At 71.2% G+C, this 15,659-nt stretch carries 12 protein-coding genes; 4 read left to right on the top strand and 8 right to left on the bottom strand.

Features of this window, described 5'->3' with window-relative positions:
* On the top strand, positions 1 to 3,065 hold a 3,065-nt coding region (locus RIN75_RS28065; RefSeq protein ID WP_309115034.1), incomplete at its 5' end, for an SDR family NAD(P)-dependent oxidoreductase.
* 476 nt (positions 3,066 to 3,541) lie between these two features.
* On the opposite strand, the gene RIN75_RS28060 is transcribed toward RIN75_RS28065, so the two are convergent.
* On the bottom strand, positions 3,542 to 4,774 hold the full coding sequence (locus tag RIN75_RS28060; protein WP_309115033.1) for a cytochrome P450: 1,233 nt from the start codon (positions 4,772 to 4,774) through the stop codon (positions 3,542 to 3,544).
* Positions 4,775 to 4,986: 212 nt separating this feature from the next.
* Here RIN75_RS28060 and RIN75_RS28055 point away from each other — a divergent pair, with 212 nt between their 5' ends.
* Genes RIN75_RS28055 through RIN75_RS28045 form a run of 3 tightly spaced genes read left to right on the top strand, consistent with a single transcriptional unit; the run spans position 4,987 to position 6,829 of the window.
* Positions 4,987 to 5,850 (top strand): 3-hydroxybutyryl-CoA dehydrogenase, encoded by an 864-nt coding sequence (locus RIN75_RS28055; protein WP_309115032.1) that lies wholly within the window; start codon positions 4,987 to 4,989, stop codon positions 5,848 to 5,850.
* A complete protein-coding gene (locus tag RIN75_RS28050) occupies positions 5,847 to 6,344 on the top strand; it encodes a YbaK/EbsC family protein (RefSeq protein WP_309115031.1) in 498 nt (165 codons plus the stop codon). Before RIN75_RS28055 ends, RIN75_RS28050 begins: the two co-directional genes overlap by 4 nt.
* Positions 6,344 to 6,829 carry a pyridoxamine 5'-phosphate oxidase family protein gene (locus tag RIN75_RS28045; RefSeq protein ID WP_309115030.1) on the top strand — a complete coding sequence of 162 codons (486 nt, stop codon included), beginning with the start codon at positions 6,344 to 6,346 and terminating at the stop codon, positions 6,827 to 6,829. Before RIN75_RS28050 ends, RIN75_RS28045 begins: the two co-directional genes overlap by 1 nt.
* Before the next feature lie 845 nt (positions 6,830 to 7,674).
* Here the strand turns inward: RIN75_RS28045 and RIN75_RS28040 are convergent.
* The 7 genes from RIN75_RS28040 to RIN75_RS28010 form a co-directional block, all read right to left on the bottom strand.
* Positions 7,675 to 8,040 carry a PLD nuclease N-terminal domain-containing protein gene (locus RIN75_RS28040; RefSeq protein WP_309115037.1) on the bottom strand — a complete coding sequence of 122 codons (366 nt, stop codon included), beginning with the start codon at positions 8,038 to 8,040 and terminating at the stop codon, positions 7,675 to 7,677.
* A gap of 345 nt (positions 8,041 to 8,385) precedes the next feature.
* Positions 8,386 to 9,255, bottom strand: a complete 870-nt coding sequence (locus tag RIN75_RS28035) for an LLM class F420-dependent oxidoreductase (RefSeq protein ID WP_309115029.1) — start codon at positions 9,253 to 9,255, stop codon at positions 8,386 to 8,388.
* A gap of 69 nt (positions 9,256 to 9,324) precedes the next feature.
* Positions 9,325 to 9,804, bottom strand: coding sequence for a hypothetical protein (locus RIN75_RS28030; protein ID WP_309115028.1), 480 nt, complete (start codon positions 9,802 to 9,804; stop codon positions 9,325 to 9,327).
* Between the two features lie 2 nt (positions 9,805 to 9,806).
* Positions 9,807 to 10,910: a hypothetical protein gene (locus RIN75_RS28025; protein WP_309115027.1), complete on the bottom strand. Its 1,104-nt coding sequence runs from the start codon at positions 10,908 to 10,910 to the stop codon at positions 9,807 to 9,809.
* Between the two features lie 69 nt (positions 10,911 to 10,979).
* A complete protein-coding gene (locus RIN75_RS28020; protein WP_309115026.1) occupies positions 10,980 to 11,603 on the bottom strand; it encodes a hypothetical protein in 624 nt (207 codons plus the stop codon).
* 3 nt (positions 11,604 to 11,606) lie between these two features.
* A complete protein-coding gene (locus tag RIN75_RS28015) occupies positions 11,607 to 13,502 on the bottom strand; it encodes an acyl-CoA dehydrogenase family protein (protein WP_309115025.1) in 1,896 nt (631 codons plus the stop codon).
* A 41-nt stretch (positions 13,503 to 13,543) separates the two neighbouring features.
* Positions 13,544 to 15,118, bottom strand: coding sequence for an MFS transporter (locus RIN75_RS28010; protein WP_309115024.1), 1,575 nt, complete (start codon positions 15,116 to 15,118; stop codon positions 13,544 to 13,546).
* Positions 15,119 to 15,659 lie beyond the last annotated feature (541 nt).

Genomic DNA, 15,659 nt, shown 5'->3' with positions numbered 1-15,659 from the left:
CCGGCGACGAAACAGCGGTCCTCGCGGTCGTCGAGGAGTTGGCCGCTCAAGGCCACAAGACCAAGCGCCTCACCGTCTCGCACGCCTTCCACTCCCCGCTCATGGAGCCGATGCTCGACGAGCTGCGCGCGGTCGCCGAGAGCGTCACCCACCAACCACCCACCACTCCCCTGGTCTCCACCGTCACCGGCGAGGTCTTCACGCCGTCCCCGGAGTACTGGGTGCGCCAGGCGCGCGACGCGGTCCGGTTCGCCCAGGCCGTGGCGACGTTGCGGGGCCAGGGAGTGCGGACGTTCCTGGAGGTCGGTCCCGATGCGGCACTGTCGGCGATGGTGGACTCCGACGAAGTCGTGGCGTCCACGCGGCGCGACCGCGACGACGTCACCGCGGTCGTCGGCGCGCTGGGCCGGCTGCACGCGCGGGGCGTGCCCGTAGCCTGGGCGAACTTCTTCGCCGGCGCCGGCCACGTCGACCTGCCCACCTACGCGTTCCAGCACCAGCGGTACTGGCTGGTCACCGAGGAGGCGACGGGCAGCCCGACCGGCTTGGGCCTGACCGCAGCAGACCACCCCCTGCTCGGCGCGGTCCTAACCCTGGCCGATTCGGAACGCACCGTCCTCACCGGCCGCCTCTCCCTCCGCGACCAGTCCTGGCTGGCCGACCACGCCGTCCTCGGCGAGGTCCTGCTCCCCGGAGCCGCCCTGGTAGAGCTGGCCCGCCGAGCAGCCGAACACGCAGACCTCGACGTCGTTGACGAGCTAACCCTCCACGCCCCACTCGTCATCCCCACCGAGGGTGCCGTCCAGCTCCAAGTCGAGGTCGGCGACCCCGACGAGTCCGGCAGCCGCCCCGTCCGCGTCCACTCCCGCCGCGAGGACGCCCTCGACGACGACCCGTGGACCCACCACGCCACCGGCCTCCTCAGCACCACGCATTCAGACGTGGACACGTCATGGGCCACCGAATGGCCGCCCAACGCCACTCCGGTGTCCGTCGAGGATCTGTACGACCGGATCACGGACCTCGGCGTCGACTACGGCCCAACGTTCCGCGGCCTGACAGCGGTCTGGCGCGAAGGCGAGACCCTGTACGCCGAGATCACCCTCCCCGAGGGCGTCCCGACCGGCTTCGGCCTGCACCCCGCGCTCCTCGACGCGGCCCTGCACACCCTGTTCGTCGACGCCGAGGCCGTCCGACTCCCGTTCAGCTGGCACGGCGTGCACGTGGTCTCCCCCGGCGCCACCGCCCTACGCGTCCGCATCACCCCGACCGCCCCCGACACCTACACGCTCTCCCTCGCCGACCCGTCCGGCACCCCGGTCGCCACAATCGACTCGTTGGTGGCCCGCCCAACCGAGCGTGCTTCCACTGTGGACTCCCTCTACCGCTTGGATTGGGTCGCCATCCCCACCCCGGTCGGCCCGGTCGACACCCCCGCAGTCTTCGAAGTCGGCTCCGGAGTGGACGCAGAGTCCGTCCATACCGCCGTCCACCACGCCCTCGCCGCGATCCAGGAGTGGCTACCCACCGACCGCTCCCAACTGGTGTTCGTCACCCACGGCGCCACTGACGGCACAAACCCGGCCGCCGCAGCCGTGTGGGGCCTGGTGCGCTCCGCCCAGACCGAACACCCGGACCGCTTCGTCCTGGTCGACACCGACGACGCGACCCACGTGGGCACGGCCGTGGCAACCACCGAACCCCAAGTGGCCGTCCGCAACGGCACCCTCCTCGTCCCCCGCCTGAGCAAGGTCCGCTCCACCTCGCAAGACCGCCTCTTCGACCCTTCAGGCACCGTCCTCATCACCGGCGGCACCGGCGCTCTAGGCGCCGACCTGGCCCGCCACCTGGTCCAAACCCACGGCGCTCGCCACCTGGTCCTGACTTCCCGCCGAGGCCCAGACGCCCCCGGCGCCGGTGACCTTGCCACCGAATTGCGCGCTTCCGGCACCACCGTCGACGTCGTCGCCTGCGACGCCGCCGACCGAGATGCCCTGTCCGCCCTCCTCTCCACCCTCCCCAACCTGGTGGGCGTGATCCACGCGGCCGGCGTCCTGGACGACGGCACCGTCGAATCCCTCACCCCCGACCGGATCGACACCGTCCTCCGCGCCAAGGTGGACGCGGCCCTGAACCTGCACGACCTGACCGGCGACCTGGACCTCTTCGTCCTGTTCTCCTCAGCCACCGGCATCCTGGGCACCGCCGGCCAGGCGAACTACGCCGCCGCCAACGCCTTCCTGGACTCCCTGGCAGCCCACCGACGAGCGTCCGGCCGTCCCGCGACCTCCCTCGCCTGGGGCCTCTGGCAACAAGACAACGCCATGGCCGCAACCCTCACCTCGACCGACCTGGCCCGCATCACCCGAGGCGGCGTCCTCCCCCACACCGTCGAGGAAGGCCTGTCCCTCTTCGACGCCGCCGTCCGCACAGCCGAGCCCACCCTGGTCCCGATCAAACTGGACCCAGCCACCCTCCGCACCGCCCCCGCCCCACCCCCACCCCTGCGCGGCTTCACTCGCCCCCGCAAACAACCCACCACCCCCACCACCCCCCTACGCGACCGCTTGGCAGCAATGGAGGAACCCGCCCAACGCGAGGCCCTCCTGGACCTGGTCCGCACCAACGTCGCCACCGTCCTGGCCCACGCCTCGACGGACACCATCCCCCCGGACACGGCGTTCAAGAACCTGGGCTTCGACTCCCTGACCGCCGTAGAACTCCGAAACCGCCTCAACACCGCCACCTCCCTACGCCTACCCGCCACCCTCACCTTCGACCACCCGACCCCGTTGGCCCTGGTCGAGTACCTGCTCCAGGAGCTGGGCGGCAGCCAGGCGAAACAACGCATGCGCAACCTGGTGGACGGAATCGCCAAACTGGAAGCAACCCTGGACCTGGTAGACCCGGAATCCGCCGACTCCGACATCGCCGCCGCCCTCCAACGGCTCGTCACGAAGTGGCGCGACAAGGCGGCACCCGGGCCTCAGGAGGACGCGGACCTCAGCGTCGCAACGGCAGACGACATCTTCGACATCCTCGACAACGAACTGGACATCGCCTGACCCTCGCACCCCGGCCGGGCTGCGACGCACGCTCGCTGGTGCGTCGCAGCCCGGCCGGGGCGGTTGGCGCTGCCCCGGTTGCGCGGTAAGGCAGGCACGGCAGCGGGCGTGTCGGGCGCTGCCCTGGTTGGGCGGTGAGATGGCGGCGCGGCGGGCGAGGCCGCGGTGCGGTGGCGCGGCGGCGTGGCACGGCGCCGCGGCGTGGCGGTGGTAACCGTGCGGCGACGCGGCCCCGCGGCTTGGCGGCGGGGGCGAGTTGTCCCGGATGGCCGGCGGCGGGCGGGGCGTTGGCCGGCGGAGTGGCGGGAGTGTTGGCCCAGCGGAGTGGCGGGTGGGTGGGGCCGGGTGAGCGGTTGAGGTTGTTGGACGATGGCGCAATTTCTCGGCCCAAAACAGTGCGAGCGTCTTTCACCTCATACTCGACATGCCGAAGCCCCGACCGGACAATCCGGCCGGGGCTTCCACGTCACCCCGATTCAGCGATGGTTCAGCAGCACCGGCAAAGCGGCCACGTCGTTGGCGATGAACGAGTGCAGCGGAGCGATGTCCTCCGGCGCGACGGCCAGCGCCAACTCCGGGAAGCGCGCGAACAGGGCCGGCACCGCGACGTTCGCCTCCAACCGAGCCAGGCGGGCACCCGGGCAGAAGTGGGGGCCGAGGCCGAAGGCCAGGTGGTCCTTGTCGGCGCGGTTGACGTCGAAGGACTCCGGGTTCTCGTGGACGTTCGGGTCGCGGCCGTGGGCCAGGTAGTTGATCAAGATCGCGTCACCGGCCCGGATGATCACCCCCTCACCCAGGTCGATGTCCTCCTTGGCCCATCGCATCGGCAGCGAACCGACCGGGCAGTGGACCCGCAGGGACTCCTCGATCGCGTCCGGCCAGCGCGCCGGGTCGTCGAGGACGATCTTCAGCTGGTCCGGGTTGGCCAGGAGTTCGCGGACGGTGTGGTCGATGAGGGACACCGTCGTCTGGCTGCCGCCGCCGATCAGGAGGAGGAGCATGTCCACCAACTCCTGTTCCGCCAACGGTTCCTCGCCCACCACGCGCGCGGACAGCAGGAAGCTGGTCAGGTCGTCGGCCGGCTCGCGGCGCTTCAGATCGATCAGCCGGCGCATCGCGACGTTCATGTCGGTGAACACCGCCGCCGACTCTTCCTCGGGCACGTTGTCCGTGTTCAGGACCACGCGGAGGATGCGCAGGACCTCGGGGCGCAGGTCGTCGGGCACGCCGAACAGGTCGCAGATCATCCGGGTCGGGAGTTGCTGCGAGTACGCGGTGTGCAGGTCGACCGGCTGGTCGGCCGGGTGCTCGGCCAACTCGTCCAGCAGGCGCTTGGCGATGGCCTCCAGGTGCGGGCGCATGGCGTCGATGCGCTTGGGGGTCAGGGCCGGTGCGACGAGTTGGCGCAGGCGCTGGTGTTCGCGGCCCTCGGCGGTGGACATGGACTCGACGTCCACCCACGGCGAGAGCCACTGGACGACGCCCGGCGAGTAGCTCGGCACGTTCTTCTTGACGTTCCGGGAGACACCGGGGTGCGTCAACAGCTTGCGGACCACGTCGCCGCGGGAGACCGACCAGGCCGACATGCCTTCCGGCAGCTCGACGGCCACCGCCGGGCCCGCCGCGCGGAACTCGTCCATCTGGGCGTACAGGCACTTGCCACCCCGGCTGTCGATCTTCGCGGTGGTGGCAGCGCTGAAGTCGATCATCGTGCGCCTCCCGAAAGGATGACTGGAATGGTTCCGAAGTTACCGTCGGGCAGAAATCGCGAGGTAATTGCGCGCTGGAGTCCTGGTGCAGGTCATTGCCCCGAACCCGGTGTGCTGATTAGAGTTTTGCGCACAGGCTTCGTTCTTTGTGGCGGCGGTGATCCCGTCCTGCTCGTGTTATTCCACGCATTCACGTGAGGAAGCTGGGAACAATGGAGAGCATCAGCCGGGTCGGCGTGGTCGGGTGCGGGGTCATGGGCGCCGGGGTCGCCGAGCTGTGCGCCCGGGCCGGGCTGGACGTCCTGGTCGGGGTGTCCCGGCCCGCGTCCGTCGACGCCGGGCGCGCGCGGCTCACCGGGTCGCTGGACCGCTTGGTGGGCAAGGGGAAGCTCAGCGGCGACGAGCGGGACGCGGCGCTGTCGCGGATCTCGTTCACCGCGGACCTGGGCGACTTCGCGGACCGCCAGCTGGTGGTCGAAGCGGTGTCGGAGCAGGAGTCGGTGAAGCTGGACGTCTTCGCCACGCTGGACAAGGTCGTCGAGGACGAGGACGCCATCCTCGGGTCCAACACGTCGTCGTTCCCGATCGTGCAGCTGGGCGGGGTGACGAGCCGGCCGGAGAGCGTGGTCGGCATCCACTTCTTCAACCCGGCCACGGTGCTGCCGCTGGTGGAGGTCGTCGGGTCGGTGCTGACCGATGCGTCCACTGTGGACCGTGCCGAGGCGTTCGTCGTCGACGTGCTGGGCAAGCAGGTGGTGCGCACCAAGGACCGCGCGGGGTTCGTGGTCAACGCGCTGCTGATCCCGTACCTGCTGTCCGCGGTGCGGATGCTGGAGTCCGGGATGGCGCCGATCGCCGACATCGACAAGGCGATGACGCTGGGCTGCGCGCACCCCATGGGTCCGCTGAGCCTGATCGACCTGATCGGGCTGGACATCGTGGCGGCGATCAGCGAGTCGCTGTACCGGGAGTACCGCGAGCCGCACTACTCCCCGCCGCCGCTGCTGGCGCGCATGGTGTCGGGCGGACTGCTCGGCAAGAAGACCGGTCGTGGGTTCTACGAGTACCCGCGATGAGCCGGTACGAGAAGCTGCTCGCGGTGCTGTCGGCCGGCAACGCGCGGTACCGCTTGATCCACCACGCGCCGGAGGGCGTGACGTCGCCGGCGAGCCGGTTGCGCGGGCACCCGTTGTCGCAGGCGGCGAAGTGCATCGTGGCGCGCGTCAAGCACGGCAAGAAGGTGAACCGGTTCGTGCTGGCCGTGGTGCCGGGCGACCGGCGGGTGTCGCTGGAGGCGTTGCGCGCGCTGTGGGGCGGCACGTACGTGTCGTTCGCGACGCGGGAGACGGCGGAGGAGCTGTCCGGGTGCGTCAGCGGCACCATCATCCCGTTCACGTTCCGGGACGACCTGGAGCTGGTGGTCGACCGGACCCTGTTGGAGGAGCCGGAGATGTTCTTCAACGCGGCGCGGCTGGACGTGTCGGTCGCCCTGGACACGGAGGACTACGTCCGCCTGGCCCGGCCCCGGGTCGAGGACATCGCGGGCGAGCCGCTGGCGGAGGCGGGCTGATGGCGCTCGCGTCACGACTGCGGCGGGTGCTCGACGAGGCCAAGTACCTGTCGCTGGCCACGGTGTCCGCCGAGGGTGAGCCGTGGTCGGCGGTGCTCCAGTACGCGGTGCTGCGGGACCCGCTGCGGTTGTTGTTCGGGTCGGCGGTCGGTTCGCGGCACAGCCGGCACGTGGCGGCGCGGCCGGTGGTGAGCGGGTCCCTGTTCGTCACCGGTAGTGCGTTGACCGAGGTCGACGGTGCCCAGTTCAGCGGCACGTGCCGGGAGCTGACCGAAGACGAGGTCCGCACCCACCACGCCGCGTTCTACGACGCGTTGCTGCCGGACGAGGCGTCGCGACGGGAGTACACGCTGCCGGTGGAGGCGTTGGTGGCGCCCGCGGAGCACCGGGTGTACCAGGTGACGGTCGACCGGATCTGGCTCATCGACACGACAACGTGGATCGAGGACCGCATCGACCGCCGCGTGGAAGTGCCGTTGCCGTAGCCATTGGCCCAGCGGGCTCTGGCCCAGCCGGCGTTGGCCTGGCTGCCGGCCCGACCGACGTTGACCCGGCTGTCGGCACAACTGTCGTTGGCCTGGCCGCCGACCTACCGCTGTTGCCCCAGCCCCGCCTCGCCGCTGCCGACTCGCCGCTGCCGACTCGCCGCCAGCCCAGGCCGCCGCACTTCCGCCGCGCTTCCGCCGCCGCTTCGGCCGACTTTGTCGGTACTCCGTGGGACAATGGAGTCGGGGGCCGGAGGCCACGCCAGGCCGACGATCCGCACGATCTCGGTGGACCGGCCACTCGGGAGGCGCAACCCCGGCAGCAGCGCCCGACCGATCCTCACAGTTGCCCCGACCTACCCCATGCATCGCCCACCGACCCCGGCAGCGCCCGACAACCCGGAAAGCGCCCCGCCGACCCCTGGCAGCCGCCCGCGGATCCCGGCAGCGCCCCGCCGATCCTGGCAGCGGCAGCCGCCGGCGCGACGCTTCTCGTGGCGGGAGCGGCATTGGCTGTCGTTGCCGCCACCCCGGTTGCCCCCTCAGGCCCGGGTTGCTTCCGCCCGGTCGCCGCCAGGCCGGTTGGACAGGCCCGGTCGCCACCAGGCCGGTTGGTTCCGGCCGGTTGCCGCCAGGCCGAACTGCCGTTGAACTAGCCGCCGACTTGCCGCTGTTGGCCTAGCCGCCAGCCCACAGCAACAAGGTCAACGCAAGCCTGGCGTGGCCTCCGGCCCCCGATTCCATTGTCCCACGGGGTACCGACAGAGCCAGCCGAAGCGGCGGCGGAAGCGTCGGCTTTGATCCAGTTGCCGTCGGCCTACCAACCGTTGGCCTGCGTTGTTGTCCTAGCCGGCAGTGGACCCGCCATCGCCGCGGGCCTTGCGGCGTTGCTCCTCGGCGCGTTCGCGGCAGCGGCGGAGGAATTCCTCGTCGGCGGCCGGGTCGGGAGCGGCGAAGCGGCCGGGGCGGTCGTACTCGGGGTAGGCGGGGGTGTTGCGTTCGTACGCCCGGGGTCGGGAGTGGGCGCGGGGCGGGCGGCCGGCGGCGAGCCAGGCGATGGAGCCGACCAGTGGGAAGAACAGCACGATCAGCAGCCACGTCACCTTCGGCAGGTGCCGGATGTCGCCGTCGTCCGACGTGATGACGTCGACCAGGCAGAACAACCACAGGCCGAACGTGATCAGACCGAAGAAACCACCGAAGTACAGCACTTCCGCCAACCCCCCAAGGTCTTCAGGCGCCAGAGGGTAGCGCACCGCACCCAACGGCATAAGCGCGAGCGTGACGTCGGAGGGCAACTCGCCGCAGGTGTTCCCCAACCGGTTCGCGGACGACGCCGTCGAGCCGACCGCGACCAGTGCCTCCGCCCGTCGACCCGGAAGGCGTCGTTCCACGGGGACCGGCAGGACGCCTCCGCACCCGGGCTCGCTCCGCCTCCGCAAACTCGCCTGCTCGACCGCTTGCCCAAAAGCACTGCCCGAACCAGCCCCCCACCACGTGCCCACACCGCACACCGGGCGGGCCGGACGTCGTCCAGCCCGCCGCGCGGTATTGAGCTACAGGTCCGCGAGACGCGGCACGAGCGGCGTCGCGACCTCCTCGATCCACGCTGCCGGCGCGTCGCCCGGCGGGATCAGGATGACCGTGTCGATGCCCATCTCGGCGTAGTCGGCGACGTCCCGCAGGAAGTCGTCCGCCGTGTCCGCGGTGGGCAGGGGGCGGTAGGTGAGGGTCTTGTCGATGGTCGAGATGTCCCGGCCGATCGCGTCGCAGTGGCCGCGCAGCACGTCAAGCTTGTGCCGCACCACGTCCTTGTCGCCGCCGAACAGGTTGCACGCGTCGCCGTACTTGGCGACCAGGCGCAACGTCTTCTTCTCCCCACCACCGCCGATCATGATCGGGGGACGGCGGATCGGCAGCGGCGAGCACAGGGTCTCGGCGAGCTGGTAGTGCTTGCCCTCGAAGGAGCCGTTGTTGTCCGGGTCCCACATCTGCAGGCAGATCCGGATCGCCTCCTCCAGCCGCTCGAACCGCTCCGAGAGCGGCGGGAACGGCACGCCCAGCCCGAGGTGCTCGCGCTCGTACCAGGCGGCGCCGATGCCCAGCTCGACCCGTCCACCGGACAGCACGTCCACAGTGGACACCGTCTTGGCCAGCAGGCCGGGGTGGCGGTAGGTGACGCCGGTGACCAGCAGGCCCAGCTGCACGGCCGAGGTGTGGGCGGCGAGGAAGCCGAGGGTCGTGTAGCCCTCCAGCATGGGGTCCGTGGCGGGCTTGAACCCGTCCATCTGGAAGAAGTGGTCCATCACGGACAGGCGGGCGACCCCCGCGGCCTCGACCGCCTGGCCGACCTTCGCCAACTCGGGCGCGATGCCGGCCGCGCCGTCGGGAACGGTGAATTCGATGACGTGGATACCCAAGCGCACACCGCCAGCCTAGGAACTGGAGTGCGCTCCAGCACAAGGGGCAATCTGAAGTTCACGCGGCCGATCGGCTCACCAGGCGTCCGACATGAAGGTCCGGCCCTCGTCGGGATCGGGGTCGTCGGGTCGCCGGCGGACCGGGCGGCGCGCCCAGGACGCCTGGTCAGCGGCCGACGAGCCCCGGTCAGCGGCCGACGAGCCCTGGCCGGCGGCGGGCGAGGCCTGGTCGGCAGGTGGCGCATCAGCGGCGGGTGGGGCCTGATCGGGCAGGGTGTTCAAGGCGGCGATGCGGTCTTCGACGTCGTTCGCCGCCTCGGCCTCCAACCGGGCCCGGTCGGCGGCCGACAGGCGGTGCCACTGCTCGACCAGGTCCCGCACCGGCTGCAACGCCCGGTCGCTCAGCGCCGACGCGTACAGCAGGTCACGGGTCGACGCACGCCCCGCAACGACCTCGCGCGCGAAGTCCGCGATCTCGCCCGAACCGGCGGCGAGGTGCGTCAACCGGACCTGCTGCGCCCGCAGACCGGCCGGCGTGGCCCAGGGGTTCTCCACGGCTACACCTCCTTGTGGTCGTAGGGCGTGCACGGCCACTGCTTGGCCACCACCTCGCCGTTGGCGACGAGCACCTGCAACCCGGACACCGCGACGTGCGCCGCCGCCCGGATCGCGTCGATGGCGCTGGAGATCTTCGACACCGCGAACATCACCGACACCACCCCGTGCAACGGGTTCTGCCCGCGCAGGACGCTGATCGCCCCGCCGATGAACGCCCCGGCGTTGCGGGTGAGCAGGTCGACCACAGCGTCCAGCAGGGTGTCCACGAGGATGGTCAGGGCGCCGACCGCGTGGTAGGCCGCGCTCGCGAACTTCTTGATCTGGCCGCTGACGTCGGTCATGAACTCGACGTGCCCGTGGCACACGGCGGAGTACTCGGCGAGCCAGCTCTCGGCCGCGTCCGCCGCGTTGCCGTTCCACTTGTCCTGCACCAGGTAGCGCCCGCGGTCGACGTTCTCCTTCACGATCGTGCACGCGTAGGCGGTGTCCGCGAAGGCCTGGCCCTGCCGGTACAGGTTGCTCCAGTCGCCGCCGACCAGCCGGGTCAGCTCCTCGAAGACGTCTCGGCCGGTCAGGGCTTTCATGAGGTCCCGGACGTGCTGCGCGACCGAGCACCGGCCGAGCAGTTCGTCGACGCCCTTCTCGAAGTCGACGTTCCAGCCCTCGGCGACGGCCTTCTCGTCCGGGTTCGGCGGCACGCCCGGGTACTGCTCGGCGGGGTTGGCGGCCGGGTCGCGACCGCCGTCGAAGCCCGCGTCCGGGGCGACGACGTCGGCCTCGTCGATGCGGGTGGGCGTCGCGCCGGGGTAGGTGGCGTCCAGCGCGCGGGCCGCCGCCACGTCGGGGCGCGCGTAGCGCACGGCGAGCCGCGCGAACTCCGCGCCGGACGTCCGGGCCAGGTCGGCGGCGTGCCGGGTGTTGGCCTCGCCGATCCGCTGGACCTCGTTCAACGGCTCGTTGAGCAGGCCGAGGAGGCCTTCCTGGTAGCCGTCGGGCCGCCGGTACTCCAGCTCCAGGACGAACCGCCCGATCGCCTCGCCGTTGCGCGAGACCAGTCGCCCCAGACCCGCCACCGAAGGCGTGTGCACGAAGAACCCGGTCATGTCGCTCCCCTCGACGCCCCGCGCGGCGTAACGCCGAACGGCGCAGCCGCCACCGATCGGCGCGGGGACTCACTCGGCTATGACGGACCAGAAGGCGGCCTCGTAGGCGTCGACCATGCGCGCCGCGCGCAGCAGCTCCACCGGGTCGTCACCGGCCGCCAGACCCTTGGCGACGACCTCCGCCGCCTGGTCCAGCACCTCCTGCGGGGTCTCGGCGAAGAACCGGAAGTGCGCCACCGCCCGGTCCGAGAACCCCTGCGCCTGGAGCGCGTCCGCGAGCCGCGCGTAGGTGCCGCCGGACTCCTCGACGTTCACCAGCAGCGCCAACGGCACCGCGCCGCGCGGCCCGAACACCGCCGTCCGGGCCAGGAACGCCGGGTAGGCCTGGGCCAACGGCCGGGGCTCGTGCGCCCGCAGGTCCGCCTCCCCCGCGCCGACCGCCGCGCCGAAGTCCAGCAGCAGCGCCAGGGCCTCGTCCTCCGCCCCGGCCATGGCCAGGAACAACGGCTCCGGGAACCGCGCGGCGAGCAGCGCGAAGCTCTGCCGGTCGCTGGACACGAGGTGGTACAGCTCCCCGGCCAGCCCCCGCAGCCGCCCGGTCTCGACCGGGCCGGCCTCCACCAGCTCCAGGAACCGGTTCGGCGCCTTGGTCAACGCCTGCCGCCCCCGTGCCACCAGGTCCGCGACGTCCATCAGTCATCCCCTCTCGTGCCGAACTGGCCGAACTCGCCGGACCGACTTCGTGGTGGACGGCCCGGGCACCACCTCGGCGATCCACGGCCCCTCGGTCGACGGGTCGAGGACGCCGTCCTCCAGCCACGTGTAGGCGTCGTCCAGAACGCGTGCCGCGAGTGCCGCGTCCCGCTCGTCGGTGTTGACCCACAGCCGGTCCCACAGCCGCGCGATCCGCCGCCGCGACTGTCCGCAGAACGCGTCCGCCAACTCGACCGCCGACCCGCCCAGCGACCGGGCGTGCGCGCAGCTCACGGTCATCGCGTACAGCTCGGCGGCGATGTCCACGACCCGTCCCACGAACAGTTGCCGTTCGAGAATCCGCTCACCCCACCGCTTGCGCCCGCGCTCCAGGTGACGGGCCAGCTCGCGGCACGTGTCAGCGGCGAAGGCCATGTGCCCGGCCAACTCTCCGAAGTCATGGTCGGTCGTGGGCATTTCGTCTGGTATGTCGCTATCCCCCAGGGCGTCGGACGCGATGAACACCCGCAACGCCTCGGTGGAGCCGTCGAAGATCCGCCCGATCCGGACGTCCCGCAGGAGCTGCTCCACCGGCACACCGCGTTCACCGCGCGCGGCAGCGGACTCGGCCGTCTCGTACCCGCGCCCGCCGCGCACCTGCACCAGTTCGTCGGCGACCCGCCAGGTCTGCTCGGAGGCGAACAGCTTGGCCAACTCCGCCTCGGCCCGCGTGTCCGCACCCGCGTCGGCCCGCCGCCCGGTGACCTCGACGATCGACTCCAACGCGAACGCGGTGGCCGCGATGAACGCGACCTTGGCCGCGACCGCCTCGTGCGCCCCGATCGGCTTGTCCCACTGCACCCGAACCCGAGACCACTCGCGGGCGATCTTCAAACTCCACTTGGCAGCCGCCGCGCACACCGCCGGCAGCGACAGCCGACCGGTGTCCTGCGCGGCCAGCGCCACCTCCAGGCCCTGCCCTTCGGGCCCGATACGCCGGTTCTCGGGGATGCGGACGTCGTGCAGCCGCACGACCCCGTTCTCCAGCCCCTTCAGCCCGAGGAACGAACTCCGGTGCTCGACGGTGAGGCCCGGAGCGTCCGCCTCGACCACGAACGCCGACATCCCGCCGGGCCGGTCGGCCGTGGGCGGGACCATCGCCATGACGACGAGGAGGTCGGCGATGGTCCCGTTGGTGACCCACAGCTTCAGCCCGTTGAGGACGTACCCGCCGTCGTCGGTCGGGGTGGCGGTGGTGCGCATCCGGAACGGGTCGTTGCCGATGTCCGGTTCGGTGAGGGTGAACGCCGAGATCTCCCGCGCACACCGGGGCAGGAGGTCGCGCTTCTGCTCGTCGGTGCCGAACAGGAGGAGGGGCTGGGTGAGCCCGATCGCTTGGTGGGCCGCGAGCAGTTCCCCCAGGGAGGAGTGCGCCGAGCCGACGAGCATCAGCGCGCGGAGGTAGCAGAGGTTCGACAGCCCGAGGCCGCCGTACTCGCGCGGCAACTTGATCGCGAACGCACCGAGGTCGCGCAGCCCGTCCACCACGTCGTCGGGGATGCGGTCCTCCCGCTCGATCTCCGCCCCCGATACTTTCAGCTCACAGAAATTTTTAATTCGCTGAAGGAAAATTTTCTCCTCTGCGGTGAGACCGCCACCGACGAGCGGCACGACCTGGCCATCAAGGGCGGGCGGCGTGGACTGGCCCTCGCCGGCGGACGACGTGGTCAGGCCGCCGCCGGCGGACGACGTGGTCAGGCCCTGGCCGGCGAGCGGCTTGAGGTGACGGTCGCCGGAATTACGCCCGGTCAGGTCGTTGGCCGCGGGTGGCTCGAACAGGTCGAGTCGCAGTCGGCCGCGGAAGAGTTCTTTGCCGAAACTCGGTCGGGTCACCGTCACCGTCGCCTCCCCTGACAGGACTCGGACCGAGCCCCGTCCACTCAGGACTTGGTCGCTTCTTCCGTGCTTTCACTGGTCTCGGAACCCCAGTCCGCCCCGCTGGTCGGCGGCACGTGCCGGAGCTGCGTCACCGCGAGCACCGCGCCCACCGCGGCGATCACGGCCGCGATCAGGGCACCGGTGTTGAGGCCACTGGTGAAGGCGGCCCGTGCGGTGTCCAGGAGTTGGCCGCCCAGGTCGCCCGATGCGCGCGAAGCCACCGCCAGCGCGCCGTCGAGGCTGTCCCGGGCCGCCGCGGCGTCCTCGGTGGACAGGCCGCCCGGCAGCTCGACCCCACCCCGGTACACGGCCACGCCGATGCTGCCGATCAGCGCGACGCCCAGGGACAGCCCGAGGTCGTTCGCGGTGGTGCTCAACCCGGACGCCGCGCCCGCCTTCTCCGGCGGCACCGATCCGACGACCAGGCCGGTGGTCAGCGCCATCGCCGGGTTGACCGCCGGGTACAGCACGATGAAGCCCGCGATCAGCAGCGGCAGGCCCGCCGTGCTCTCGACCTGCGTGAGCATCAGGTAACCGACCACCTGGATCGCCAGGCCACCCGCGATGATCAACCCGGGCCGGACCTTCCGGGCCAGGATCGGCGTGGTCATCGAGACACCGACCAGGACGAGCGCGGCGGGCAGGATCGCGAGCCCGGTCTGCAACGGCGACAACTCGGCCACCAGTTGCAGGTACTGCGTGAACATCAGGTACATGCCACCCATGGCGAGCGCCGCCAGGATGTACACCGACAGCGCGCCGGACACCGTGCGGTTGGCGAACAACCGGACGTCCAGCAACGGGGCGTCGATGCGCAGCTGCCGCAGCACGAACCACACCCCGAACGCCACACCGACCACGATCGCGCCCAACGCCTCGACCAGCGAGTCGTCCTTCGCCAACGCCTTCACGCCGTAGATCAGCGGGAGGAGGGTCGCCAGCAGCAGTCCGACGCTGAGCACGTCGAGCTTGCCCGCGTTGACGTCCTTGTGCTCCGGCAACACGAACGGCGCCGCGATCGCCACCAGCGCCATCACCGGCACCGCGACCAGGAACGTCGCCCGCCAGGTGAAGACCTCCAGCAACAGTCCGGACAGGAGCGGTCCGAGCGCGACACCGACCGAGATCCCGGCCGCCCACGCCCCGATCGCCACCCCGCGCTGCTTGGGGTCGAGGAACATCGAGAAGATCAACCCGAGCGTGGCCGGCATGACCGCCGCGGCAGCGACCCCGAGGACGGCCCGCCAGAAGATCATCATGGACGGGTCGCTGGTGTACGCGGCGACGACGGACACGACCGCGAACACCGCCGACCCGAGCGCCAGGAGCTTGCGCCTACCGACCCGGTCCCCGAGCGTGCCCATCGCGACGAGGAAGCCCGCCATCAGGAAGCCGTAGATGTCGACGATCCACAGCATCTGCGTGCCGTCCGGGCGGAGGCTCGCGGAGATGTGCGGGATCGCGAGGAAAAGGATCGTCAGCATCATGAATAGGAGGAGGGATGGGAGCACCAGCAGGCCCAGTCCCAGCCACTCCCGTCGTCCGGCTCGTGGTGGCGCTTGGTTCGCGGTGGACATGACCCATCCCTTCCGTCGACTGCGATACCGGGTGGGGGTATCGGTGGGCGTTGCTGACCATACAGGGAGGGGGTATGCCGTCGCAGCCCGTGACCACCATTCGGCGGCAACGGGACGGTAACTCCACGCTAGAGCCGCAGGCCGATGCCCCGAGCGCGCCGGCCCGCCGCCACCCAACCGCTGCGCCGGCCCGTCGGCCTCAACTGGCGCGGCGGCCCGGGAGTGGGATGACGGGCGGCCCGGGAGCGCGCGGGCGGGCGGGGCAGCGGGCAGATGTTCCGACTCACCGCCCGCGACCCGCAATCCCGCCACACCACCCGAGCCGGCCACCGCCTGGGCCGCCGACCCCAACCGTCGCACCGGCCCGCCAGCCTCAACCGCCGCCCAGCCCGCCAGCCCGCCAGCCCGCCAGCCCGCCAGCCCGCCAGCCCGCCAGCCCGTCAGCCCGTCAGCCCGTCAGCCCGTCAGCCCGTCAGCCCGGAACTGTCGTACCCCCGTGGGACAATGCAACCGGGGGCCGGAGGCCGCCCACCACCCCCGC

The sequence above is a fragment of the Saccharothrix sp. genome, from assembly GCF_031180885.1.
Lineage (GTDB): Bacteria > Actinomycetota > Actinomycetes > Mycobacteriales > Pseudonocardiaceae > Actinosynnema.
This window is presented reverse-complemented; position numbering and strand designations above follow the sequence as displayed.

Coding starts and splice junctions, on each gene's coding strand:
- RIN75_RS28060 (WP_309115033.1), bottom strand. CDS start 4,774: ATGATCGACTTCAGCGCTGCCACCACCGCGAAGATCGACAGCCGGGGT.
- RIN75_RS28055 (WP_309115032.1), top strand. CDS start 4,987: ATGGAGAGCATCAGCCGGGTCGGCGTGGTCGGGTGCGGGGTCATGGGC.
- RIN75_RS28050 (WP_309115031.1), top strand. CDS start 5,847: ATGAGCCGGTACGAGAAGCTGCTCGCGGTGCTGTCGGCCGGCAACGCG.
- RIN75_RS28045 (WP_309115030.1), top strand. CDS start 6,344: ATGGCGCTCGCGTCACGACTGCGGCGGGTGCTCGACGAGGCCAAGTAC.
- RIN75_RS28025 (WP_309115027.1), bottom strand. CDS start 10,910: ATGACCGGGTTCTTCGTGCACACGCCTTCGGTGGCGGGTCTGGGGCGA.
- RIN75_RS28020 (WP_309115026.1), bottom strand. CDS start 11,603: ATGGACGTCGCGGACCTGGTGGCACGGGGGCGGCAGGCGTTGACCAAG.
- RIN75_RS28010 (WP_309115024.1), bottom strand. CDS start 15,118: ATGTCCACCGCGAACCAAGCGCCACCACGAGCCGGACGACGGGAGTGG.